General features: G+C 60.2%; 23 protein-coding genes and 1 tRNA gene. 10 read left to right on the top strand and 14 right to left on the bottom strand.

Features of this window, described 5'->3' with window-relative positions; genetic code table 11:
* The first annotated feature begins 1 nt into the window (after nt 1).
* The 5 genes from PY649_RS14740 (at nt 2) to PY649_RS14760 (ending at nt 4,324) form a co-directional block, all read left to right on the top strand.
* Nucleotides 2-580, top strand: a complete 579-nt coding sequence (locus PY649_RS14740; protein WP_285869224.1) for a TadE/TadG family type IV pilus assembly protein — start codon at nt 2-4, stop codon at nt 578-580.
* A 134-nt stretch (nt 581-714) separates the two neighbouring features.
* A complete protein-coding gene (locus tag PY649_RS14745; protein ID WP_285869226.1) occupies nt 715-1,935 on the top strand; it encodes a phosphopentomutase in 1,221 nt (406 codons plus the stop codon).
* Nucleotides 1,932-2,900, top strand: a complete 969-nt coding sequence (locus PY649_RS14750) for an adenosine deaminase (RefSeq protein WP_285869227.1) — start codon at nt 1,932-1,934, stop codon at nt 2,898-2,900. Before PY649_RS14745 ends, PY649_RS14750 begins: the two co-directional genes overlap by 4 nt.
* 122 nt (nt 2,901-3,022) lie before the next feature.
* Nucleotides 3,023-3,652: a uracil phosphoribosyltransferase gene (gene upp / locus PY649_RS14755; RefSeq protein ID WP_285869228.1), complete on the top strand. Its 630-nt coding sequence runs from the start codon at nt 3,023-3,025 to the stop codon at nt 3,650-3,652.
* Between the two features lie 150 nt (nt 3,653-3,802).
* The gene (locus tag PY649_RS14760; protein ID WP_285869229.1) at nt 3,803-4,324 is read left to right on the top strand and encodes a TIGR02281 family clan AA aspartic protease; all 522 of its coding nucleotides are present in this window, start codon (nt 3,803-3,805) and stop codon (nt 4,322-4,324) included.
* Between the two features lie 7 nt (nt 4,325-4,331).
* Here PY649_RS14760 and deoA read toward each other — a convergent pair whose 3' ends face one another.
* The 11 genes from deoA to PY649_RS14815 all read right to left on the bottom strand — a co-directional run bounded on the left by deoA (nt 4,332) and on the right by PY649_RS14815 (nt 14,883).
* On the bottom strand, nt 4,332-5,639 hold the full coding sequence (gene deoA / locus PY649_RS14765; RefSeq protein ID WP_285869230.1) for a thymidine phosphorylase: 1,308 nt from the start codon (nt 5,637-5,639) through the stop codon (nt 4,332-4,334).
* A gap of 3 nt (nt 5,640-5,642) precedes the next feature.
* Nucleotides 5,643-6,416, bottom strand: coding sequence for a deoxyribose-phosphate aldolase (deoC, locus tag PY649_RS14770; RefSeq protein ID WP_285869231.1), 774 nt, complete (start codon nt 6,414-6,416; stop codon nt 5,643-5,645).
* Nucleotides 6,413-7,219 (bottom strand): purine-nucleoside phosphorylase, encoded by an 807-nt coding sequence (locus tag PY649_RS14775; protein WP_285869232.1) that lies wholly within the window; start codon nt 7,217-7,219, stop codon nt 6,413-6,415. The genes deoC and PY649_RS14775 overlap by 4 nt, the downstream gene beginning before the upstream one ends.
* Nucleotides 7,216-7,608, bottom strand: a complete 393-nt coding sequence (locus PY649_RS14780) for a cytidine deaminase (protein ID WP_285869233.1) — start codon at nt 7,606-7,608, stop codon at nt 7,216-7,218. Before PY649_RS14780 ends, PY649_RS14775 begins: the two co-directional genes overlap by 4 nt.
* A gap of 3 nt (nt 7,609-7,611) precedes the next feature.
* Nucleotides 7,612-8,583, bottom strand: a complete 972-nt coding sequence (locus tag PY649_RS14785) for an ABC transporter permease (RefSeq protein ID WP_285869234.1) — start codon at nt 8,581-8,583, stop codon at nt 7,612-7,614.
* Between the two features lie 10 nt (nt 8,584-8,593).
* Entirely contained in the window at nt 8,594-9,697 is a 1,104-nt protein-coding gene (locus PY649_RS14790) for an ABC transporter permease (protein ID WP_285869235.1), read from the bottom strand.
* Between the two features lie 7 nt (nt 9,698-9,704).
* Entirely contained in the window at nt 9,705-11,216 is a 1,512-nt protein-coding gene (locus PY649_RS14795; RefSeq protein ID WP_285869236.1) for an ABC transporter ATP-binding protein, read from the bottom strand.
* A gap of 80 nt (nt 11,217-11,296) precedes the next feature.
* Entirely contained in the window at nt 11,297-12,292 is a 996-nt protein-coding gene (locus tag PY649_RS14800; RefSeq protein WP_285869237.1) for a BMP family lipoprotein, read from the bottom strand.
* A gap of 394 nt (nt 12,293-12,686) precedes the next feature.
* Nucleotides 12,687-13,562: an NAD(P)H-binding protein gene (locus tag PY649_RS14805; RefSeq protein ID WP_285869238.1), complete on the bottom strand. Its 876-nt coding sequence runs from the start codon at nt 13,560-13,562 to the stop codon at nt 12,687-12,689.
* 126 nt (nt 13,563-13,688) lie between these two features.
* Nucleotides 13,689-14,507, bottom strand: coding sequence for a helix-turn-helix transcriptional regulator (locus tag PY649_RS14810; protein ID WP_285869239.1), 819 nt, complete (start codon nt 14,505-14,507; stop codon nt 13,689-13,691).
* A gap of 58 nt (nt 14,508-14,565) precedes the next feature.
* Entirely contained in the window at nt 14,566-14,883 is a 318-nt protein-coding gene (locus PY649_RS14815) for a hypothetical protein (RefSeq protein WP_285869240.1), read from the bottom strand.
* 233 nt (nt 14,884-15,116) lie between these two features.
* On the opposite strand from PY649_RS14815, the gene PY649_RS14820 reads away from it, so the two are divergent.
* Nucleotides 15,117-15,206: transfer RNA gene (locus tag PY649_RS14820), tRNA-Ser, on the top strand.
* Between the two features lie 163 nt (nt 15,207-15,369).
* Here the strand turns inward: PY649_RS14820 and PY649_RS14825 are convergent.
* Nucleotides 15,370-16,263 (bottom strand): LysR substrate-binding domain-containing protein, encoded by an 894-nt coding sequence (locus tag PY649_RS14825; RefSeq protein ID WP_285869241.1) that lies wholly within the window; start codon nt 16,261-16,263, stop codon nt 15,370-15,372.
* A 181-nt stretch (nt 16,264-16,444) separates the two neighbouring features.
* Between PY649_RS14825 and PY649_RS14830 the strand changes: the two genes are divergently transcribed.
* From PY649_RS14830 to PY649_RS14840, 3 genes are all read left to right on the top strand, one after another.
* A complete protein-coding gene (locus tag PY649_RS14830) occupies nt 16,445-17,191 on the top strand; it encodes an SDR family NAD(P)-dependent oxidoreductase (RefSeq protein ID WP_285869242.1) in 747 nt (248 codons plus the stop codon).
* 84 nt (nt 17,192-17,275) lie between these two features.
* Nucleotides 17,276-17,923 carry a glutathione S-transferase family protein gene (locus PY649_RS14835; RefSeq protein WP_285869243.1) on the top strand — a complete coding sequence of 216 codons (648 nt, stop codon included), beginning with the start codon at nt 17,276-17,278 and terminating at the stop codon, nt 17,921-17,923.
* Between the two features lie 34 nt (nt 17,924-17,957).
* Nucleotides 17,958-18,791 carry an alpha/beta fold hydrolase gene (locus PY649_RS14840; RefSeq protein WP_285869245.1) on the top strand — a complete coding sequence of 278 codons (834 nt, stop codon included), beginning with the start codon at nt 17,958-17,960 and terminating at the stop codon, nt 18,789-18,791.
* Between the two features lie 335 nt (nt 18,792-19,126).
* On the opposite strand, the gene PY649_RS14845 is transcribed toward PY649_RS14840, so the two are convergent.
* A complete protein-coding gene (locus tag PY649_RS14845; RefSeq protein ID WP_285869247.1) occupies nt 19,127-19,879 on the bottom strand; it encodes a sulfite exporter TauE/SafE family protein in 753 nt (250 codons plus the stop codon).
* 215 nt (nt 19,880-20,094) lie between these two features.
* On the opposite strand from PY649_RS14845, the gene PY649_RS14850 reads away from it, so the two are divergent.
* Nucleotides 20,095-21,021 carry a LysR family transcriptional regulator gene (locus PY649_RS14850; protein ID WP_285869248.1) on the top strand — a complete coding sequence of 309 codons (927 nt, stop codon included), beginning with the start codon at nt 20,095-20,097 and terminating at the stop codon, nt 21,019-21,021.
* Nucleotides 21,022-21,057: 36 nt separating this feature from the next.
* On the opposite strand, the gene PY649_RS14855 is transcribed toward PY649_RS14850, so the two are convergent.
* Complete coding sequence (locus tag PY649_RS14855; protein ID WP_285869249.1) at nt 21,058-21,435, bottom strand: winged helix-turn-helix transcriptional regulator; 378 nt, start codon at nt 21,433-21,435, stop codon at nt 21,058-21,060.
* Nucleotides 21,436-21,510: the final 75 nt, after the last annotated feature.

Raw genomic sequence — 21,510 nt, forward strand, 5'->3', positions numbered from 1 at the left:
GATGGGTCGAAAAGAGCTGACGGCCAGGCTTTGCGCCGCTTTGCGGCGCTTTGCCGGCGACGAGCGTGGCATCGGCGCGATCGAATTCGCCATCCTTTTTCCGGTGCTGGTGATGCTCTATCTCGGCGCCTTCGAACTCACCATAGCGCTCAGCGTCGAAAAGCGAGCGAGCCGATCGGCCGGTTCCATCGCCGACATCCTGACGCACCGGACCGACGTCAACAAGACGATGCTCGCCACCATGCCTTCGGTTGCCAGCGCCATTTTCGCGCCCTACGACGCGACCGACCTGACGCTGAAGATCAGCGGTGTTCAGCTCGATGCCAGCGGCAACGCCACCGTTGCCTGGTCCTGGGCACAGGACGGCAGCAAGCCCTACTCGACCGGCAGCACCGTCACCGTTCCCGTCAATATCGCTCAGCCAAGCACATTTCTGGTGCGCACCGAGCTCACCGTTCCCTATCAGCTCATCAGTTTCGGCGCGGATTTCCTGCCGGCCGGTAGCAGCCAGATCACCATCGGCCGCGAGTATTTTTATCGGCCGCGCTCCAAAGATCCGATCACCTGTAGCGATTGTTGAGCGCAATTTCTGCAAATCCGTGCGATATTCCCCATTTGAGCAGGAAAATTGCCAAGTAGACGTCTCCGTTATATGGGTGACGTCCAATGCGCCTGACGTCATCTAGCGCATTGAGCAATCCTATCGGGTGAACCATGGCGCGCGCCTTTCTCTTCGTTCTTGATTCCTTCGGTGTCGGCGGCAGTCCGGATGCGGCCACCTATGGCGATGAGGGCGCCGATACGCTCGGCCATATCGCCGAGTTCTGCGCGGCGGGTGCCGCCGACCGCGAGGGCCTGCGTTCCGGTCCTTTGATGCTGCCGAACATGTCGGGTCTCGGGCTGTTGGAGATCGCCAAGGCGGCGACAGGCCGCTATCCGGACGGCATGCCAAAGCCGGAAAAGCTCTATGGCCTCTATGGCTGCGCCAATGAAGTGTCGCGCGGCAAGGACACGCCATCGGGCCACTGGGAAATTGCCGGCACGCCCGTCATGTTCGACTGGGGTTATTTTTCCGCCGAGGGCGACGCCTTTCCGCCGGATCTGGTGGAGGCAATCTGCAAAGCAGCCGATCTCCCCGGCATTCTCGGCAATTGCCACGCATCCGGCACTGAGATCATTGCCAAATATGGGGAGGAGCATATCCGCAGCGGCAAGCCGATCTGCTACACCTCGTCCGACTCCGTCTTCCAGATTGCTGCACATGAGCACTATTTTGGCCTCGAAAGGCTGATCGCTCTCTGCCAGATCGTTCGCACCCTGCTCGATCCCTACAATATCGGCCGGGTCATCGCCCGCCCCTTCATTGGGGAAACGTCGACGACATTCGAGCGAACCGGCAACCGCCGCGACTTCTCCGTGCTGCCGCCCGAGCCGACCTTACTCGACCGTCTGGTTAAGGCCGAACGCACCGTGCACGCGGTCGGCAAGATTGGCGACATCTTTGCCCATCAGGGCATCTCGAAGGTCATCAAAGCCAACGGCAACATGAAGCTGATGGATGCGACGCTAAGGACGATGGACGAGACCGCCGACGGCGATCTCGTCTTCACGAATTTTGTCGATTTCGACATGGTCTATGGCCATCGCCGTGATGTACCCGGCTATGCGGCGGCGCTTGAAGCCTTCGACGCGCGGCTGCCGGAGGTGCATGAGAAGCTGAAACCCGGCGATCTCGTTATCCTGACGGCCGATCACGGCTGCGATCCGACCTGGCGCGGTACCGACCATACGCGCGAGCGTGTGCCTGTCATCGCCTATGGGCCTGGCATCCGCTCGCGCTCGATCGGCATCCGCCGGACCTATGCCGATATCGGCGAAACCGTTGCTCGCCATTTGGGAATTGCGGCGGGGCCGCATGGAAGGAGTTTTCTGTGACATCGCATTTGAAGAAGGTCGAGCTGCACTGTCATCTCGAGGGTGCCGCTCCTCCGGCGCTGACGCTCGCACAAGCACGGAAATACAACGTCGATACTAGTGCCTTCCTGCATGACGGCATCTATCTCTGGAAGGATTTCGCCGAATTCCTCGTCTGCTACGACAAGGTTTCCGAGGTCTATCGCACCGATGAAGACTACGCGCTGCTGACCGAAACCTATCTCGAAGAGCTTGCCGACATCGGCACGATCTATAGCGAACTGATCGTCTCGCCCGACCATGGCGACCGCATTGGTCTCGGCGCCGACGCCTATATGGCCGGCATTTCGGCCGGCATTCGCGCAGCGCAGGAAAAGAGCGGCATCGTCGCCCGGCTGCTCGTCACCGGCGAACGTCATTTTGGACCGGAGCGGGTCATCAAGGCCGCCGAATATGCCGCCAAGAGCGACAATCCGCTGATCACAGGCTTCAATATGGCGGGCGAGGAGCGCATGGGCCGCGTCGCCGACTACGCGCGTGCATTTGACATCGCCCGTGACGCCGGCCTTGGCCTCACGATCCATGCCGGCGAAGTCTGCGGCGCGTTCAGCGTCGCGGATGCGGTTGCGCTGGTGCGCCCGTCGCGCATCGGCCACGGTGTGCGCGCCATCGAGGATGTCGACCTTGTCAAACGCCTTGCTGATCTCGGCACGGTGCTGGAGGTTTGTCCCGGCTCCAATGTCGCGCTGAACGTTTTCCCGGATTTCGCCACGCATCCGCTACGCAAGCTGCGGGACGCCGGCGTGCGCGTCACGATCAATTCCGACGATCCGCCCTTCTTCCACACCTCGCTAAAACGCGAATACGATCTTGCCTCCACCGCCTTCGGCTTCAGCGACGACGAGATCGACGCCATGACCCGCACGGCGATCGAGGCAGCCTTCGTGGACGAGGCGACGCGGGCGTCCCTGTTGGCAAGACTGTAAAAGCGTCATTTTAGGCCGCAGACTGGGGATGACATCTCTGAAAGGGGCCTATTTTCTTGCACCAGAGAAGATTTCCGTGAAAGAAACATCTGATATCGCGGAATTATCGGAAGGCTGAAACCATGGACGGCGTCACTGTCATCGATCACCCGCTTGTGCAACACAAGCTCACAATCATGCGCAAAAAGGACACGTCGACGGGAAGCTTTCGCCGGCTTCTGCGCGAGATTTCGACGCTGCTCTGCTATGAGGTGACGCGCGACCTGGAATTGACGATCGAGACCATCGAGACGCCGCTTCAGCCCATGGATGCGCCGATTCTCGAAGGCAAGAAGCTGGTCTTCGCCTCGATCCTGCGAGCCGGTAACGGTCTGCTGGAAGGCATGCTCGACCTCGTGCCTTCTGCCCGCGTTTCGCATATCGGCGTCTATCGCGATCACGAGACGCTGCAGCCGGTCGAATATTACTTCAAGGCGCCGGAGGATATTTCCGAGCGCCTGATCATCGTCGTCGACCCGATGCTTGCCACCGGCAATTCCTCGATCGCCGCAATCGACAAGCTGAAAGAACGCGGCGCACACAATATTCGCTTCCTCTGCCTGCTCGCCGCACCGGAGGGCCTTGCCAATTTCCGCAAGGCGCATCCCGACGTGCCGATCTTCACGGCAGCGATCGACAGCCATCTGAATGAAAAGGGCTATATCGTCCCCGGCCTCGGCGATGCCGGCGACCGCATGTACGGCACGAAGTAAATCCTGCGACCATATTTGTTTTTTTGCCTGGCAGTCCCCAACTGCCGGGCTTTTTATTGATCTGTTTAGCGGCCTGTCAGCGAAGCTGCTTTAAACATTGAGGGATCGATGGGCTCCGAGATGACAAAGCCCATAGGAAGGATCCCGCCGATGCTCGTTCGCGTTCTTGTTTTTGCCGGCCTGATTGCCGCAGCGGCCACACAGGTTCCCGCGTTGCTAGGCACGCAAGTGGCGACTGGCGAAAGCGCGGCGCCCGTGGTCAAAGTTGCCGTGGCACAGCAGCCGACACCGGCGGCCGGATATGGAAGCGTGTTGCTGCCGGCCGGCGCGGGCGGCCACTATGAGGGCGATTTCAAGATCAACGGCCGATCGGTGCATGGTCTGATCGATACGGGCGCAACCTATGTGGCAATCAACGAAAGCACGGCACGCCGCCTCGGCATCAGCGGCAACGATCTCGACTATCGCTACACCATTCAGACCGCCAATGGCCCATCCAAAGTGGCGCTTGCCAAACTCGACCGTCTCGAGATCGGAACGATCAAGGTCCGCGATGTCGACGCCGTGGTTTCGAAAGACGATGCTTTGAACACCACGCTGATCGGCATGAGCTTTCTGAAAAAGCTCAACTCCTATGGTGCCGAAAACGGCTCTTTGCGTCTAACGCAATAATTCGCTGTCAAATCCGAGCGACGATCACCGGAGGCAGAGCCGGCGCGTTCTCATTGATCTCGTAGTTTGCCGACAGACCGGCTGCCGCCCTTTCAGCGCTCGTCTCATCGGCGGCATGAACGGTCGCGATACGGTCGCCTCTGCTGACCTTTGTTCCGAGCGGCAAGATATCGCTAAAGCCGACGCGATGGTCGATCTTATCTTGCGGATGACCGCGACCGCCACCGAGATCGATGACGCTCATGCCGATGGCGCGAGCGTCGCAGGCGGCCAACCAACCATCCGAAGACGCAAGAACCGGCTTCTGCACCGGCGCGGCGGTCAGATATCTGTCCGGATGGTCCAGCAGATCGGCGGGGCCGCCGAGGGCGTGAGCCATGCGGCCGAACCGCTCGGCCGCATGGCCGGAGGAGAGCGCTTCCCGGGCTTTTGCCTCAGCTTCGGCCAATGAGCTGACCATCCCCGCCTGCATCAACATCTCGGCTGCGAAGGCCAACACGACCGTTTCGAGCCGCGTCCCAGCCTTACTGCCCTTCAGAAAATCCAGGCAATTGCGGAGTTCGACGACATTGCCGGCCGCGTCGGCCAATGGCTGGTTCATGTCCGTGATCAAGGCCGCGGTCCTGACACCCGCCCCGTTCGCGACCTCGACCAGCGACCGGGCCAGCGTTTCGGCCTCCTCCAGCGAAGTCATGAAGGCGCCGTTGCCGATCTTGACGTCGAGGACCAGAGTTTCGAGGCCGGCGGCCAGCTTCTTCGACAGGATCGACGCTGTAATCAGCGGCACGGAATCGACCGTGGACGTGACATCGCGCACGGCATACAGCTTGCCATCAGCAGGCGCCAAGGTCCCGGTCTGGCCGATGATGGCGCAGCCCACTTCATCCACCACCTTGCGAAAGCGCGCCGCATCCGGGGTGATATCGTAGCCGGGGATCGATTCCAGCTTGTCCAGCGTACCGCCAGTATGGCCAAGGCCACGGCCGGAAATCATCGGCACGGCAAGGCCGCAGGCAGCGACGATCGGAGCCAGCATCAGCGAGACATTGTCGCCGATGCCGCCGGTCGAATGCTTGTCGGCGATCGGCTTCCCGATGCCCGACCAGGAGAGCATATCGCCTGAACGGGCCATGGCCAATGTCAGGGCCACGGTCTCCTCACGCGTCATGCCGCGGTACCAGACGGCCATGGCGAAGGCGCCAATCTGGCTTTCGGCCAGCTCACCCCGCGCAAGGGCCGAGATGAAGGCGTCGATATCGGTGGCGGGAAGCGTGCCGCCGTCCCGCTTCCGCCGGATGATCTCCTGCGGGATCATCACTCAGTATCCGGACGACGCCGCGGTGGACTTCCCGCCGCCAAGCACGTTGAGGATATCGTCGAGCAGACCCGATGCGCCGAAACGGAAGGTCGATGGCATGGCCCAATCCGGCGCCATGATGGTCTCGGCAAGACTCAGATAGAGAGCCGCGTCGGCTACGGAGCCGATGCCGCCAGCCGGTTTGAAACCAACCTTGCGGCCGCTTTGGCGGATCGCCCGCAGCATGATGTCGGCCGCTTCGAGCGTTGCGTTGACGGCGACCTTTCCGGTGGAGGTCTTGATGAAATCGGATCCAGCCTCGATCGCCAGTTCGGAGGCTCGCTTGATGAGCGCCACGTCCTTGAGTTCACCGGTTTCGAGGATGGTCTTCAGCAGCACGGGTCCCGTGCATTCAGCCCGCACGGCGACGACCATGTCGGTGACGGCCCGCTCGTTCCCGGTCAATAGCGCATGATACGGAATGACAACATCAATCTCGTCCGCACCATCGGCAATCGCCTCACGCGCCTCGGCCGCGACATCAGCCACTTCCATATCGCCGGCCGGGAAATTCACCACGGTCGCGATCCTCACAGCATGGTCGGTTCCGAGAATACCGCGCGCCTGGGCAACGAAACGCGGCCAGATACAGATGGCGGCGGTATTGCCATAGGGAGACTGGGCGCGAGCACAAAGTGCTTCGATCTGCGCCGGCGTGCAGTCATCCTTGAGATTGGTGAGATCGAGAAGGGAGAGCGCAACGGCCGCCGTTTCTCTGAGGGAATGGCTCGTCATTGTTTGTTTCCTTCGTCCGCAATCATTTCTTTCAGGATGGCAGCAAGGCGTGCGCCGCCGACCGGGGCCATGTCCTTCGTCTCTTCATGCGAGAGCTCGCCGCCGGTCATGCCAGCCCCATAGTTAGTGATGACGGAGGCGGCGGCAACCCTCAGGCCGAAAAGACGCGCAAGAATAACTTCCGGCACGGTCGACATGCCAACGGCATCGGCGCCCAGGATGCGCGCCATGCGGATTTCCGCCGGGGTTTCGAAGCTTGGGCCGGAGAACCACATGTAGACGCCGTGCGACAGCTTGATCTCGGCCGTTTCCGCCGCCTTACGCATGCGCATGATCAGGTCGGTATCATAGGCACTGGTCATGCCGACGAAACGCTTGTCACTCTCCTCGCCGATCAACGGGTTCATACCGGAATAATTGATGTGATCGGTGATCTGCATCACCGATCCAGGCGACATTTCCTCGCGCAGCGATCCGGCGGAATTGGTGAGGATCAGCGTCTCAACGCCCAGAGCCTTCAGGGTCTCGATCGGCGTCCGCATGGCGTTGGCGTCGCCCTTTTCATAATAATGCACCCGACCGGACAACATGATGACCGGTACGTCGCCGAGATAACCGGCAACCAGCGTTCCCGCATGGCCGGAGACGGCGCTGACCGGGAAGTCGGGGAGATCGGCATAGGGAATGCGCACGGCATCCCTGACCTCATCGACCAGCGAACCAAGGCCTGAGCCGAGGACGATGCCGTAGCGCGGCTGCAGATCACCGAGCTTTTCGGACAGGATGTCGGCGGCGGCGGTCATCCCAGTAACTCGGTTTCGAAGCTGAAGGGCAGCATTTCGTCCATGGTCATGGTCTTCTTCACGCCGGTTTCGTCGCAAAGATAGATGCGCGTTTCCTTGCTGGCGAACTCGGCGATTTTCTGCCGGCAGCCGCCGCACGGCGGACAGAGTGGCAGCTTTTCGGCGATGACGGCCATTTCGACGATCTTTTTGGCGCCACCCATGATCATGTGGCTGATCGCCGTCGGTTCGGCACACCAGCCTTGCGGGAAGGATATGTTTTCGATGTTGGCGCCGGTATAGACCTTGCCGTCCTCCGCGCGGATTGCCGCGCCGACGGGAAAGTTCGAATAGGGGGCGTGGGCAAAGGCCATCGCTCCGCGGGCAGCCTCGAACAGATCATGCGACATGGATCAGCGCTCCTTGGTGTAGGGCACGCCGCCCGCCTTTGGCGGTTTGGCGACGCCGATGAAGCCTGCAAGCAGGATGCAGGTCAGAATATAGGGCAGCGCCTGGAAAATCTGTACCGGCACTTCGCCGATACCGGGCACGGCCTTGCCCTGCATGAAATTGGCGAAAGCATCGAGGAAGCCGAAGAGCACGCAAGTGAACATGACCGGCACCGGCTTCCACTTGGCGAAGATCAGCGCCGCGAGAGCGATGTAGCCCTTGCCCGCCGACATGTTGTTGATGAAGGCGGCCGACTGGGCGATGGCGAGGTAGGTGCCGGAGAAGCCGCAGAGAATGCCGGCGACGATCAACGACCGATATCGCAGCCACTCGACGGAGATGCCGGCCGTATCGACAGCGCCGGGATTTTCGCCGACCGCACGCAGGCGCAGGCCGAAACGGGTGCGATAGAGGATCCACCAGGAAATCGGCACTGTGAGGAAGGCGAGATAGGTCAGGATATTGTTGCCGGAGATGACGTTGGCATAGAGCGGCCCGATGAACGGCACGTCATGAATGGCGGCGGCGCCCGGCAAGGTGATCGAAGCGAAACGCGCCTCGGCCGGCAGCGTCGGCGTGCGGCCGCCCTGGCCGAACCAGGCCTGGCCGAGCACGATGGTCAAGCCGGCCGTCAGGAAGTTGATGGCGACGCCGGAGACGATCTGGTTGCCGCGATTGGTGATCGAGGTGAAGCCATGTAGCAGGCCAAACGCCACCGATGTCACGATGCCGGCGCCGAGACCGGCCCAGGCCGAGCCGGAGACGGAGGCGACACAGGCGGCGGCGAACGCGGATGCCAGCATCTTGCCTTCGAGACCGATGTCGAAAATGCCGGCGCGCTCGGAAAACAGACCGGCAAGAGCCGTGAAGATCAGCGGAATCGACAGGCGGATGGTCGAGCCAAGTATGCTGATGAGAAGATCATAATATTCCATCGTCCGATCCTCACGTCCTGGCGAATTTTTGATAGATGCGCACCATAGCGGGCCGGAACATATATTCGAGGGCGCCGGCGAACAGGATGACCAATCCCTGGATCACCACGATCATGTCACGTGTGATATTGGGCATGTCGAAGGAAAGCGCGTCGCCGCCCTGATAGAGAATGCCGAACAGGATTGCCGCCAGGATGATGCCGACCGGATGGTTACGGCCCATCAGGGATACCGCGATGCCAACGAAGCCAGCGCCGAGCACGAATTCGACCTGCAGGCGGGCCGAAGCACCCATCACCGGATTGAGCGCCATCATGCCGGCGAGACCGCCGGAAATGAGCATGGCGATGATGACCGTGCGGGCATAGGGAATGCCTGCATAAACGGCCGCCGTCGGGCTAAGGCCGAGCGTGCGCATTTCATAGCCAAGCTTGGTACGCCAGACGAGCACCCAAACGAGGAAGCACATGACCAGCGCGATCAGGAAGGACACGTTGAGGGGTGCTGCGCCGATGGTCGAGCCGAAGATGCCCATCAGCCAATCGAGCTTCGGCAACTGACCGCCCTCGAGGAAGGTGCGGGTTTCCGGCGCCATTTTGCCCGGCACGATCAGCACATGCACCAGGATGAAGTTCATCATCGCAGAGGCGATGAAATTGAACATGATGGTGGTGATGACGACGTGGCTGCCGCGCTTGGCCTGCAGCCAGGCGGGAATGAGGGCCCAGAGCGCGCCGAAGATGGCCGAACCGATGACCGCGAAGGGCATCGTCACGTACCAGGGCACGTATCTGTCGAGCGCCAGCGCCGCGAGGGCGCAGCCGAGGCCGCCGACATAGGCCTGGCCTTCCGAGCCGATATTGAACAGGCCGGCATGAATGGCGACGGCGACAGACAGGCCGGTGAAAATGAAGCTCGTGGCATAGTACAGCGTAAAGCCGATGCCTTCGCCGCTGCCAAGTGCGCCATCCAATAGCAGATTCAACGCATCGAGCGGGCTCTCGCCGATGAACCAAACGACGAGACCGGAGATCAGGAAGGCGATGACGAGATTGATAATGGGAATCAGACCATAAGTGATCCAATTGGGGAGCGGAACGGAAGCAGTGCTCATCAAGGCCTCATGCGGCAATGCCGGCCATCATCAGGCCGAGTGTCTGTTCACCGGCGTCAGCCGTTTTCTCGCCGACGATGTGGCCGGCGAACATGACGAGGATGCGGTCCGAAAGGGCGCGGATTTCATCCAACTCCACCGACACCAGCAGGATCGCCTTGCCGGCGTCGCGCATCTCGATGATGCGGCGATGGATGAACTCGATGGCGCCGATGTCGACGCCACGCGTCGGCTGGCCGATCAGCAGAGCCCGCGGATCACGCTCAATCTCGCGAGCGACGACGATCTTCTGCTGGTTGCCGCCGGAGAAATTGGCGGTCTTCAGCCGGGCGTTCGGCGGGCGGATGTCGTATTTCTCGATCTTTTCGATCGCATCCTTGCGCATGGCGTCGAGATCGAGCATGCCGGCCTTACCGTATTTCATATCGCGGTGGTAGCCGAGGACAGAATTTTCATATTCCTCAAACTTGAGGACGAGGCCCATGTGATGGCGGTCTTCCGGAATATGGGCGAGGCCGAGATCACGCAAGGCTGCCGGATCGGCGGTGCCGATCGGCTCGCCGTGCAGGTGGATTTCGCCGGCGGCCGGCTTGCGGATACCGGCGATCGCCTCCAATAGTTCCGACTGACCGTTGCCGGCGACGCCAGCGATGCCGACGATCTCGCCGGCGCGGACGTCGAAGGAAACATTGTCGACCATTGTAACGCCACGACCGTCCTTGACGGTGAGATTGCGGACCGAGAGCACGACCTCGCCGGGATGGGCAGACCCTTTTTCGACGCGCAGCAACACGCGACGGCCAACCATCAGCTCGGCAAGCTCTTCGACGGTGGTTTCCGCCGTCTTGCGCGTGGCGACCATCTCGCCGCGGCGCATGACGGACACCGTATCGGTGATCGCCATGATTTCGCGCAGCTTGTGGGTGATCAGAATGATGGTCTTGCCCTGATCCCGCAACACGCGGAGAATCCGGAAGAGATTGTCGGCTTCGGCAGGCGTCAAAACGCCGGTCGGCTCGTCGAGGATAAGGATCTCGGCGCCGCGATACATGGCCTTCAGAATCTCGACACGCTGCTGCTGACCGACGGGAAGCTCCTCGATCAGGGCGTCCGGATCGACGTCCAGGCCGTAATCCTTCTCCAGCCGCCTGAGTTCGGCGCGGGCAGCGGCCACACCCTTCGCCAATATCGCGCCACCTTCGGCGCCCAGCATGACGTTTTCGAGTACGGAGAAATTGTCGACCAGCATGAAATGCTGGTGCACCATGCCGATGCCGGCGCCAATGGCCGTCTGGCTGTCCCGGATGGCGATCGGATTGCCGTTGATGCGGATTTCGCCGCTGTCGGCATGATAGAAGCCGTAGATGATCGACATCAGAGTCGATTTCCCGGCACCATTCTCACCGATGATTCCGTGGATCGAGCCCTTGGAAACGGTCAGGTTTATGTCTTTATTGGCGTGGACAGCACCGAACTTCTTGTCGATGCCCACGAGTTCGATGGCAGGCGTTTGGCTCACTACGCAGCTCCAGAAATCAGACTTCCGGATAAGAAAAGGGCGTATGACGTTTTAGATACGTCATACGCCCTTATTTCATATCAGCTCTTCGGGCAGGCGTTGTCGGTCGTGTAGTCGTGGACCTTGATCGTGCCGGAGATGATGGCGGCGGTCGCCTTGTCGACGGCAGCCTTCATTTCCGGCGTGACGAGCGGCTTGTTGTTGTCGTCCATGGCAGCGCCGACGCCCTCTTCCTTGAGGCCGAGTTCCTGCGTGCCGGCCGTGAACTTGCCGTTCTTGGCGTCGGTGAAGGCGTTATAGACGGCGAGATCGACGCGCTTGACGACCGAGGTCAGAACCGAACCCGGATGCAGGTAGTTCTGGTTGGAGTCGACGCCGATCGACAGCTTCTTGTTGTCGGCAGCCGTCTGCAGCACGCCGAGGCCGGTGGCGCCCGCAGCCGCGTAGACAACGTCGGCGCCCTGGTCGATCTGGTTCTTGGTGAGCTCGCCGCCGCGAACCGGGTCGTTCCAGGCAGCACCGGTCGTGCCGGTCATGTTCTGGAAGACTTCGATCTTCGGATTGGTGGCGCGGGCGCCCTGCTCATAGCCGCATTCGAACTTGCGGATCAGCGGAATGTCCATGCCGCCGACGAAACCAACCTTGCCGCTCTTGGATGCCAGTGCAGCCATGACGCCGGCGAGATAAGAGCCTTCGTTTTCCTTGAATTTGACGGAGCGGACGTTCGGCAGGTCGAGGCTGTCGTCGATCAGAACGAACTGGGTCTTCGGATATTCGGCTGCAACCTTCTGAAGAGCGGACGTCCAGGCGAAGGAAACGGCGATGACCGGATTGAAGCCCTTGCTGGCAAAGTTGCGCAGCGCCTGTTCACCCTGGGTGTCGCCCGTCGGCTCGAAATCGCGATAGGCAATGCCAGTTTCCTTCTTGAACTTCTCGGCGCCATTATAGGCTGCCTCGTTGAAGGACTTGTCGAACTTGCCGCCGGTGCCGTAGACGATCGCCGGCTTGATGTCGGCCGCAAGCGCCGTTGCCGACATGGCAGCCAAGGCGAAAAGGGTCAAAAGGGATTTTTTCATGAGGTGCAGCCCTGTTGTTGCTATCTTGTTGGGTCCTCCCGCAAGCCCGTTGACCGGGCATGTCTGCGGAACCGCCGACCTCCCCCGAGGCCAAGCTGGCGCATCCTTGCATGGCTGCAGGAAAAATTCACGAGAAATTTTTCAGTTGGTAAAGATTTGTGGGAATTGCCAAAAACCCGCCCAAAGGAGCTGATTTTTGGCCATTTTTGGCCCCAAGCTGCGATTTTATTAGCCAACCAAGGGGCGAGAACCTGTATCGCAGCCATCGGCTGAGTTCGTGCCATACTTGCGATCGCTTGCCTCGATACCCGAGTGACCTATCTCACGCCGGATGTCCAAAACACACCGGATCGCCTGATTTCAGCTCGCCGCGTCGAGCTTCCCCTCCCTTACGTCAAGACGATTGCGTCATCGAAACCAGAACTTCCCGCAGCCCGGTTCGGCCTCGCTTGACCTCTCCAACGCCTGGCTCCAGGTCGATCCGTCCGGCATTGTGGGCGTCATACAACGCGGCAACCAATTCGGCATAGCTTGCGCTCAGCCCTCCCCGAACGAGCGCAGGAATCCAGTCCGGGCGAGACATTTCGCTGGCGGCAATATTTCGGCCGGCGAGCTCCGCGGCAATCCGCGCAACGTCCTCGACGCTGTAGCGATTTGGCCCCTCCGCATGGACGATGCGGAGCGGAGCATGGGTATCGGATAGGAGCAATTCGCTGGCAATGACGCCGACGTCGGGAGCCGATATGGTGGGAAATAGTTTGGTTGTCGGATGATGCAGGCTCGGCAGCACGCCGGTCTCGACCGCGCGCCCGATCTGCCGGCTCCAATTCTCCATATGCTCGGCGGAGCGCAGGAAAGTCAGGGCGGCGGGGAGCTTTTTCAGTTCGGATTCCAAATGATGGAAAGTCAGTGTGATGCCCGTGCCCGACGCAAGGTGTGCGCCATAGTCGGAAATTGCCAGAATGGAGCTCGGCCTGTTCCGGTCGAGTGCATCGACGATCGTTCTTATGCTGTTTTTCATCTCAGCGGCCGCGTCGTCCGCCCGCACACTCGTGGGGCAGATGATCTGTACGGCTGTCGCGCCTCTCATGCTTTCAGAGAGAGCCGCACCGTCCTGAATGTCCGCGACGGCAATATCGCAACCCATGGCCCTGAGTTCAGCGGCACTATCTGGCCGTCGAACGACGGCTGTCACCGGCGCGCCATGGCGGCGGAGCTCGGCAATCGTCGCCCGCCCGATCTTTCCGGTCGCACCCAAAACTACAAACATCTCTCACATCCTTGAACGTTTCATCGCGGATGCAGATCATGCTGTTTCAGAGGACCTGTCGCACAGGATCGGATGCTGAAGAACAAAAACGGGTAGTCAATGATCGGTTACGCTCCTGCAGAGAGGCTATTGTCTCATCCGGGCGATGCTGGCCGGTGTCACGCCGAGGACACGCTTCATCGCCTGCGCCATGTGGCTCTGATGAGCAAAACCGGCGGCGAGCGCAATCTGGCTGATCGGCAGCTCTCCCAAAACAAGCAGGCTTCTGGCGCGCTCCACCCTGCAGCGGATCACATATTGATGAACCGGCATACCGAATGAGCGGCGAAACAGCACCTTAAGGTGCGATACGCTGATCGTCGCGACATCAGCCAATTGTGCCAGCGACAAATCCTGATCGAGGTGGGATTCGATGAATTCGATAAGGCTGCGTCTTTGGCGCGATGAAAGCTTTTGCCTGGCCGCCACGGTCGGCGGGTTGAAAGGCCCACTGATGAGCCGCACCGCCAGCGCCTTTCCGAGACTTTCGACGAACAGGCGATCGGAGGGTCCGTCCGCGCTCATCTGCGTCTCCAGCGCCAATGCGATGTGCTCGATACCTGGATCGCGATGCTGAAACTTAGGACGGACGGCGATGCTGTCCGGATCGATCTCCAGATCCTCCGCGGCGCTGCGCACGATCGCGGGGCTTATCCAGAGCCTCAGGATCGAGCAATCGCCATCGTCCTCCCACTCGCCGTCCAATCCCGCCGGAACGATATCGATGTCGCCATGCGACTGAACACGACGGTGCTGCCGGCCATCGCACCGGCACGAGGCGTTGACCGGGGCCCCGATATGAATTCCAAGGCGGTGAAATGGTGTCGCGGGAATGTATGTCAGGCCAGCAGCGATATGCCGACGCTCCGCTCTTATGCCGAAGGTGCCGAGGTCGTCATCAAGCAAGTTCCCTCTCCCGTCTCCAGCGCCCGGTTGGCTGAATTCTCGCGATGGCCTGATAGTCTCAGACGCTGAAACGACCTGCAACCGGCGGCTTCTTGTAGGCAATCATCCACAGAATCAGCGAGATTACCAGGAACACCGCGAAGGCCGGCTGAAATAGCACCCACTGCATGGCCAGATCATAGAGACGCGGATGGATATAATAGGAAATCAGCGACTGGACCGTTGCAAGCGATGACGGGCTGACATCGTTCCAGGCATCCCCCATCGGGGTCACCACCACGGCGGAGGCCGCGACCGACTGGATGGAATCGATGGTGCCGGCGATCACCGCAACGACGAGCGCAACGAGGCTGGCAAAACGCAACAAGAAACGCATCGAGCTCTCCGAATTCTCATTACCCGTCGGCCATAGACTACCGGCCAATCGCACTTTGCCTATCCACCTCTCTAGATAGGTTGAGAGCCAGACGAGCGCAATGGAGGACAGGCCCAGAGTTTTCTGTCTGGAAGTCAAAAATCTGTCAGATTCGGGTTGATCCTGAGAAATTCATCGGTATATATCGCGGCCGTTCCGACGATTTGCCTCCTGACCGGTTGCGAAACGCCAAAGGACAGGTGGCCGAGTGGTTTAAGGCGCACGCCTGGAACGCGTGTGTACGTGAAAGCGTACCGAGGGTTCGAATCCCTCCCTGTCCGCCATCAAGTTTCAGCGTAGTATAGCGTGTTGAAGGTGGCCATAGCGTGGAATCGGCATGCTCTATGCGTGCAAATGCGGGTTGTTTCGCGTTGCCACATAGCCCTTCTCGGCAAGCCCTCTGGACGTCACGGCCTTTCCCGCCACATAGGCCAAGCAACACGACACTCAGCGATTGGCAAATTTCAGCTCGCCAATCCTCGATACAATGGTCTTAAGAAGTGGTGACGTGTTGGCTTCGCTATAGCCAAGCGAGAGGTCGATCGTCGGCTGTACGCCGGCAAGCGGTCTACTGACGACAGTGGAAGGCAACAGATTGCGCGCATAGAGCGGCATCAGAGCAATGCCGCGGGTCGAGGTGACCAGTGACATCGCCATCGCGAGGTTATCGACGTAATGGTCAGGGGTGAGATCAATCCCAAGCTTGACCCCATAGGCGTCAGTCACCGCTCTCAACGCCGGGGATTTGTCGTGGGGAACACCGACAAGCTGCTCGCCCGTTATGTCATCGGGGGTGATGGCGCTGCGCTCCGTCAGATGGTGATCCACCGGCATCAACACGATAAGCGGCTCGTCGGTCAGCCGAGTGAAGACGATTCCCGGCGCATTGCGCTCATGCCGGAGGAAGGCAAGATCAATCTTGCCCCGCATTAGTCCGTCTGCCAGATCGGGCGATGAGAGGCTGAGAATGACAACCTCGGTATTGGGTAGCTCGTCACGCATGATGCGCATGACCGCGGGCAGCCAATCAAACTCGTAGCCGGTTAGGAAGCCGAGAACGAAAGACGCCTTGGCTGGCGCCGCCGCGCGTCGCGTCGCCTCGACCGTTGCTTCGACTTGAACGAGCACTGCGCGTGCATGGTCGAGAAACACCCTGCCGGCAGCGGTTAGTTCGACGCCTTTGGCCCCGCGGATCATGAGTTCGCACCCAAGCTCAACTTCGAGGTCGCGCATCTGCCGGCTGAGAGACGGCTGCGCCGTATGCAGCCGCTTCTCCGCAGCGACGGTCAAGCTGCCTTCCTCGGCGACGGCAATGAAATATCGGAGGTGACGTAAGTCCATGACCATACTTTACAGGCATGGAGACCAAGAAACAAAGTCTTTTTCACGGAAGCTTTCAAGGCCTATTTCCTTTTCACCAGCCGGGTTTTCCAGCTGAATTTACTCAGGCCCCAAACCACACGGCTACCAAGCCAGACTACCCAGGCATGGTCACCAAAACGCCGTTTCGAAAGGAAATAACATGAATACGCCCGTAGTCCTGATCACCGGCGCACTTACCGGCATCGCCCGCGCCACCGCTTTCGCCTTTGCACAGAAGGGAGCAAAGATCGTTGCCTCCGGCCGCCATGACGCCGCCGGGGCGGCTCTCGTCGCCGAGTTGCGCGCCGCCGGTACGGAAGCCGAGTTCGTCCGCGCCGACGTGCGCCATGGGGACGATGTTCGTGCGCTCGTCGATGCGACCATCAAGCGCTTCGGCCGGCTGGACATTGCCGTCAATGCCGCCGGCACCGAGGGACAACCCGGCCCGACTGTCGAGCAGACCGCGGAAACCTATGCCGCGACCTTCGACACCAACGTCCTCGGCACGATCCTCAGCATGAAACACGAGTTGCGCGTGATGCAGGCGCAAGGGAGAGGCAGCATTGTCAACATCTCCTCGACCTTCGGTCATGAAGGTGGCGCCGGCGCATCGATTTACTCCGCCAGCAAGCACGCTGTGGAAGGTCTAACCAAGTCGGTGGCGCTCGAGGTGGGCAGTCTCGGCATCCGGGTCAACGCGGTGGCGCCAGGGCCGATCCAGACCGGCATGCTCGACCGCTTCACCGGTGGCGAAGAGGTCAAGGCCTATCTGGCCACGCTCAATGCCCAGAAGCGGATCGGCCAGCCCGACGAGATCGCACGCGCCATCCTCTACGTGTCCTCGGACGACGCCAGCTTCGTCACTGGCCATATCCTGACCGTCGACGGCGGCAAGTCGGCCGGCTGACCCAGAAAGCCAGGGCCGGGCTGTAGCCCGGCCCCCCCCAACCGCACACGCGGCTTCCCCGGACACTCATTCAAAGGACCTGCCATGTCACCCGATCATCTGAAACTGTACGAGTCGAGCGGCTCGCCCAATTCGCGCCGCGTTCGCATCTTTGTCGCAGAGAAGGGAATTTGCGTCTCGCGCGTCCCCGTCGATCTTGGCGCGAAGGAGCAATTCTCCGAAGCCTACGCTAAAATCAATCCGCGCCGGGTCGTCCCGACGCTCGTTCTCGAAGACGGGACGGCGATCGGCGAAGTGCCCGCGATCCTGCGCTATCTCGAAGAGGTGTACCCCGAAACGCCGCTTCTCGGCACATCTGCCACCAACAAGGCGCTGGTGACCATGTGGGAGCGCCGGATGGAACTTGAGGGCTTTGCCGCGGTGATGGAAACCGTCCGCAACAAGGTTGCCGGGCTCAAAGGGCGCGCGATCGCCGGCGCACACGATTACGAGCAGATTCCAGGTCTCGTGGAGCGAGGCTATCAGCGGATTGCCAACTTCTATACCGATCTCGAAGCCAGGCTCGGCGAGGCGCCTTTCGTCGCGGGCGATTGGTTCAGCGTGGCCGATATCACCGCAATCGTCACGGTCGATTTCGCCACCAAAGCGTTGGATCTCGCGATCCCGGAAGGGAACAGCGCGACGCGCCGTTGGTACGACAAGGTCGCCGCGCGCTCCAGCTTCACGGCCTGACCCCTTTCAGACCCCAATCTTCAGGAAGTACGCCATGACCTACACACATGAGACCGCCCCGACGCAATATGTCGAGGCGAACGGCATCCGCTTCGCCTATCGCCGCTTCGGCAAGCCCGGCGGCATGCCGCTGGTCTTCAACCAGCACTATACCGGAACCATGGACTATTGGGATCCGGCGGTAACCGATGGCCTCGCCCAGTCCCGCGAGGTGATCCTGTTCAACAATGCCGGCGTTTCCAATTCCTCGGGCGAGACGCCGAGCAGCTTCCAGGAGATGGGCGCCAACGCGCTTGCCTTCATCCGCGCGCTTGGCCTTAAGCAGGTCGATGTGCTCGGCATCTCGATCGGCGGTTTCGTCGCACAGGAAATAGCTCTGCAGGGAGGTGACTTCGTTCGCAAGCTCATTCTCGTGGGCACGGGCCATCGCGGCAACGACATGACGGCCAGCCGCTCGGCCGAGATCTTCGCGGGCAGTTATGACCCGCCGGAACATCTCTGGCTGGCGGTCCATTTCAAGCCCACCGAAACAAGTCGTAAAGCCGGCCTCGCCTTCATCGAACGCAAGCTGAGCCGTCGGGATCGCGACCCGGAAGTGAGCGAGCAGACCGTTGCCGCGCAGGGCGAGGCGATCGGCAAGTGGATCACGCCGGGTGAGAATGCCCTCGACTACCTGAAATCGATCAAGCAGCCCACGCTGATCGTGCAGGGCAGCGATGACGCCATCATCCCAACCATACATTCTCTCACGCTACAGCAGAACCTGCCGAACGCTCAGCTCATCATTTATCCCGACTCGGGCCACGGCTCCATCTACCAATATCCGGAACTGTTCGTGGCCCACGCGAGGCTTTTCCTCGGCGCCTGAGTCCTTTGTCCATAAATGGCTATCCGCCGTCCTGTGGCGGTGGATAGCCGAGTGCTGCCGATGAGGGAGAGTAATAGCGCGCCTTAGGTGGCTATGGCGTAGATATAGTGCCCATCTTCATCGTTCGTGGCCCGCCATATCAAAACTGGGCACGCCAGAGTATCCGATTTTACGCCAGAGCTAGAGATCGCCGCCAAGGTACGGAGCAGATTGCTCTTCGGCCCCATGATGCTCGAAAAGCTCCATGAGCATCGTCTTGCCCTGGCCGACGCCATCGAAAATATACAATCCGCCCCCTTTTCGTCTGACATGCGATCTGGGCATCGTCATCCGCCTCAGAAGAAGAGTGGGCGAACGACGAGTTCAAGGCCAACAATGGCAAGGAAGATCAGGAACCAGCGCCGAAAAGTTGCGGCGCTTATGCGCTCGCGGATCGCTGTTCCGACCCACATGCCCAGCAACGCTGGAATGATGGCAAGTGTAGACAAAGCAATGTTTTCAAGATGAAAAGCTCCGCCGCGAGCGAGGCCCGCCGCAAGGGCGATTGTCGAGACCGTGAACGAAAGCCCGAGTGCCTGAATAAGATTATCTTTGGAAAGGCCGAGGGCCTGGAGATAGGGAACGGCTGGGATCGTAAAAACCCCGGTTCCTCCGTTGATTACCCCGGTCGCCAACCCTATGACAGGCGATAGCAAGCGCTCAAAGCGAGCGGGAACCGAGAACGGCTTCGCCCGGAGGCTGTACACTGCATAGAGAACCAATGCCGAGCCCAATCCAACACTCGCGTATTCCGGATTGGCGCTCGTCAGAAGAAACGAGCCGGCGAGTGTACCAATCACGATGCCGAGCATCATCAGCCAAAGCCTTTGCATCAGGGCCAGGAAACTCGGCCCGGTAAATAGCTGCCAAAAATTGGTGACAAAGGATGGGATAACCAGCAGCGAAGCTGCGCTGACTGGCGACATGATCGCACCGAGAACACCCATGGCGACGGTTGGCAGCCCCATCCCCGCCACGCCCTTGACGATCCCGGCAAGGAAGAAGGTCAATGTGATGATCAGGACATGCGGCGAAAAGTATTCGTTCATTTTGGCTTACCCGGCCCGGAAAATGTTGGATTGATGACTTCGCGTAGGCCGATGGCACCTACGCAGCTCATGGCGCGACGAGCCGGCGGGCGAACCAGCTCTCATCACGGTCCTAACCTCATCAATCCCTTGCGTTGCTGTTGAAAATCGGGAAGTCTGACGTCGCACGCAGTAAAATAAGCGACCGATCCAAACGTCACAATTGGTAGTTTCCGATGGGAAAGTTCGGCAGAAACGAAGGAAAGGCATTGCGCTTCGATTTGACGGATTTGCGGTTGTTCCTGACCGTGGTGGAGCAAGGCAGCCTCACCAGGGGCGCCGAGATCATGAATCTAGCTCTCGCATCCGTGAGCGAGCGCATTTCCGGAATGGAAGCTTCGCTTGGCGCGCAACTTCTGGAGCGAAACAGGCGGGGGGTCACTACGACTGCAGCCGGTGATGCCCTGATGCGCCATGCCCGCTTGATCCTGGGCCAAGTGGAGCAGATGCGTGGAGAACTGCGCGGCTACGGCGCCGGCCTGAAAGGGCGCATCAGGCTCTTGTCCAACACGGCTGGGTTGGCTTCGTTTCTGCCGCATCAACTCGGCCGGTTCTTGCTAGCCTATCCCGATCTTTCTATCGACCTCCACGAACGTCCAAGCACTGAGATTGCGCTGGCCATCGCGGAAGGTCGTGCTGATTTGGGCGTTGTGGCTGACACCGCCGACTTGGCAGCCTTGCAAACTCGTTTTATCGCGCAAGATCAACTCGTCGTGGTGGCAAGCAAAACGCATCGCATCAGCGATCAACGATCGATCGCTTTTGCGGAAGTCGTGGGTGAGCCGTTCATCGGCTCTTCCGATGCGGCGCTGGAAGCTCATTTGGGAGAGCGCGCAGCCCGCCTCGGTCGTCAGATTTACTATCGCATTCAACTCAGGCGCATCGAGAACATTGCGATGATGGTTGAATCAGGTGTGGGCATCGCAATTTTATCGGAGGCACCAGCCAAAGATTTGCGGCATCCCGGCCTGGCTATCGTGCCGCTGCGAGATACCTGGGCGCTTAGGCAGCTTTATCTTTGCGCGCGCGATTTCTCTGCGCTCACGCCGCACGCTGGCTTGCTCGCGCAACAGCTTATGGAGCCGAAGGTGGCTATCCCTTAGGCGCTGGACGTCTCGTCCAGCAATAGCCAATGGGCGTCAGCTGGGGCGGTCTCGAACGACGGCATCGCATGGCAGAAGCCTATGGACCTCGTCCAATTCTTCAGCGTGATGGACTCCCCATTCGATTAGGGACTCCAAGATGGGCCGAACGCTTTCGCCGAGCGGGGTAAGCAAGTATTCGATCCCCTGACTATCCCCGGCGTAAGGCTGTCGGCTCACCATCCCATGTTCTTCGAGCGCCCGCAGTTGATCGATCAGCACCTTCTGGGTGATGCCTGAAATGCGCTTCTCCAGATCGCAGGTGCGTTGCGGGCCATCCAGCAGCGTATAAAGCAGAACCGCCTTCCATCGTCCGGAAAGGACACCCAGCGCACGCTCGGCCGGCAAGCCCGGCAGTCTCTTGATGAGCTTCATTTGCCACCACTGACCAAAGGGTGTGTAGATTGGGATAGCTGCCAAAAAGTAGACCTTCGATCGGCAACAACCGAA

Origin of the sequence: Rhizobium mayense (assembly GCF_030272705.1) — a bacterium.
Lineage (GTDB): Bacteria > Pseudomonadota > Alphaproteobacteria > Rhizobiales > Rhizobiaceae > Rhizobium > Rhizobium mayense.

Coding starts and splice junctions, on each gene's coding strand:
- PY649_RS14815 (WP_285869240.1), bottom strand. CDS start 14,883: ATGCGTTTCTTGTTGCGTTTTGCCAGCCTCGTTGCGCTCGTCGTTGCG.
- PY649_RS14830 (WP_285869242.1), top strand. CDS start 16,445: ATGAATACGCCCGTAGTCCTGATCACCGGCGCACTTACCGGCATCGCC.
- PY649_RS14840 (WP_285869245.1), top strand. CDS start 17,958: ATGACCTACACACATGAGACCGCCCCGACGCAATATGTCGAGGCGAAC.
- PY649_RS14845 (WP_285869247.1), bottom strand. CDS start 19,879: ATGAACGAATACTTTTCGCCGCATGTCCTGATCATCACATTGACCTTC.
- PY649_RS14780 (WP_285869233.1), bottom strand. CDS start 7,608: ATGTCGCATGATCTGTTCGAGGCTGCCCGCGGAGCGATGGCCTTTGCC.
- PY649_RS14855 (WP_285869249.1), bottom strand. CDS start 21,435: ATGAAGCTCATCAAGAGACTGCCGGGCTTGCCGGCCGAGCGTGCGCTG.
- PY649_RS14785 (WP_285869234.1), bottom strand. CDS start 8,583: ATGGAATATTATGATCTTCTCATCAGCATACTTGGCTCGACCATCCGC.
- PY649_RS14740 (WP_285869224.1), top strand. CDS start 2: ATGGGTCGAAAAGAGCTGACGGCCAGGCTTTGCGCCGCTTTGCGGCGC.
- PY649_RS14805 (WP_285869238.1), bottom strand. CDS start 13,562: ATGTTTGTAGTTTTGGGTGCGACCGGAAAGATCGGGCGGGCGACGATT.
- PY649_RS14825 (WP_285869241.1), bottom strand. CDS start 16,263: ATGGACTTACGTCACCTCCGATATTTCATTGCCGTCGCCGAGGAAGGC.
- PY649_RS14745 (WP_285869226.1), top strand. CDS start 715: ATGGCGCGCGCCTTTCTCTTCGTTCTTGATTCCTTCGGTGTCGGCGGC.
- PY649_RS14790 (WP_285869235.1), bottom strand. CDS start 9,697: ATGAGCACTGCTTCCGTTCCGCTCCCCAATTGGATCACTTATGGTCTG.
- PY649_RS14760 (WP_285869229.1), top strand. CDS start 3,803: ATGCTCGTTCGCGTTCTTGTTTTTGCCGGCCTGATTGCCGCAGCGGCC.
- PY649_RS14850 (WP_285869248.1), top strand. CDS start 20,095: ATGGGAAAGTTCGGCAGAAACGAAGGAAAGGCATTGCGCTTCGATTTG.
- PY649_RS14800 (WP_285869237.1), bottom strand. CDS start 12,292: ATGAAAAAATCCCTTTTGACCCTTTTCGCCTTGGCTGCCATGTCGGCA.
- PY649_RS14775 (WP_285869232.1), bottom strand. CDS start 7,219: ATGACCGCCGCCGCCGACATCCTGTCCGAAAAGCTCGGTGATCTGCAG.
- deoC (WP_285869231.1), bottom strand. CDS start 6,416: ATGACGAGCCATTCCCTCAGAGAAACGGCGGCCGTTGCGCTCTCCCTT.
- PY649_RS14835 (WP_285869243.1), top strand. CDS start 17,276: ATGTCACCCGATCATCTGAAACTGTACGAGTCGAGCGGCTCGCCCAAT.
- upp (WP_285869228.1), top strand. CDS start 3,023: ATGGACGGCGTCACTGTCATCGATCACCCGCTTGTGCAACACAAGCTC.
- deoA (WP_285869230.1), bottom strand. CDS start 5,639: ATGATCCCGCAGGAGATCATCCGGCGGAAGCGGGACGGCGGCACGCTT.